A 1,215-nucleotide genomic window follows, 5' to 3' on the forward strand; every position below is an offset into this window, starting at 1 on the left:
GGATGGTTGGTGGTGGCTGCCGGGCCGGTGGGAGCGGTGCTCGGCCACCGGCCCGGCAGCAGCTCTTAACGGGGGCAGCGCGCCCACGCGGCGCGGATGGCGGCGGCCTCGGCGGGGTCGGCGGTGAGGCCGTAGGTGTGCTTGATGTCCACCCAGCGGGCGATGTAGCCGCACCGGTCGCGGTGGGGCAGCCATTCGGCCGGGTCCTGGTCGCCTTTCTGCCGGTTGCTGGTCGCGGTGACCGCGACCAGCCCGGCGGGGTCGTTGGCGAAACGCTCCCGCTGGGCTTGCGTCCAGTGGCGGGCTCCGGAGCGGGCGGCTTCGGCCAGCGGCACGAGGTGGTCGATGTCCAGCTCGGAGGAGTCGGTGACGGTGGCGCCGTCGTAGACGCTGACCCACCGGCCGGACACAGCGCAGTCAGAACCGGTGCGCACGCCCTGACCTTGGGCTTGCAGGACGGCGTCGCGGACATCGCAGCCGTCGCCGAGGGAGGTCCAGTGCGGCCAGTCGTCCCGGTCGTAGTGCGCCCCGGTGTCCTCGGCAGCCACGGCGAGCGCGGGCAGCTCCCGTGGGGTGCCGGTGGCGGGTGCGCTCGGCGCGCCGGGCGCGAGGGTGTCGAGGTCGGGTAGTTCGCAGCCGGACGTGGCCAGCGCGGCGGCGGCGAGCCCGGCGAGGAGGGTGTGGCGGGTGGTGGTGTGGGTGTGCACAGCGGGTCCCTTTCGGACGACGGGAAGGCAGGGGTGGTTAGAGGGAGTGGGAGAGGCGGCCGCGCTGGTCGAGCTTGTGGGCGACGCGGTGGATGCGGCCCCAGTGGCGGCGCACGAGCGTGTCGGCCTCGCGGCGGGCGCGGCCCTCGCTGATGCCGGTGTGCTGGGCGTAGCGGCGGAACAGGGCCAGGTCGTCACGGCAGCCGTGCCGGGCCAGGCGGCGGCCCTGGCCGAGGCTGTAGCCCTGGGTGGCGATGTAGCGGGCGGCGGCCTCGCCCCCGGCGAGGATCATCGTCAGCCACCCCAACGCCTTGTCGGGGTCGAACTCGTCGGCCGGGCGCATCACGCCCTCCATGTCGCTGAGGATCTTCACGTGCGCCACCCGGCCCCCGGTGGCGCGGTGGATCACGGCGTGCCCGGCCTCGTGGTGACAGGTGACCAGCCGGTTCAGGTGGCGCTCGTCGGTGATACGGGTGCCCATCGAACAGCCCTCTCTGTGGTGACGGTG

At 74.0% G+C, this 1,215-nt stretch carries 2 protein-coding genes; both read right to left on the reverse strand.

All coding sequences use genetic code 11. The features are described 5' to 3' along the window. Nucleotides 1-65: 65 nt before the first annotated feature. Nucleotides 66-707 carry an HNH endonuclease family protein gene (locus B0I33_RS29575; protein WP_106182633.1) on the reverse strand — a complete coding sequence of 214 codons (642 nt, stop codon included), beginning with the start codon at nucleotides 705-707 and terminating at the stop codon, nucleotides 66-68. A 37-nt stretch (nucleotides 708-744) separates the two neighbouring features. After that, a partial coding sequence (locus tag B0I33_RS29580) for a M50 family metallopeptidase (protein WP_219927288.1) occupies nucleotides 745-1,215 on the reverse strand: 471 nt, incomplete at its 5' end.

This window comes from Prauserella shujinwangii, assembly GCF_003001955.1.
GTDB classification, from domain to species: domain Bacteria; phylum Actinomycetota; class Actinomycetes; order Mycobacteriales; family Pseudonocardiaceae; genus Qaidamihabitans; species Qaidamihabitans shujinwangii.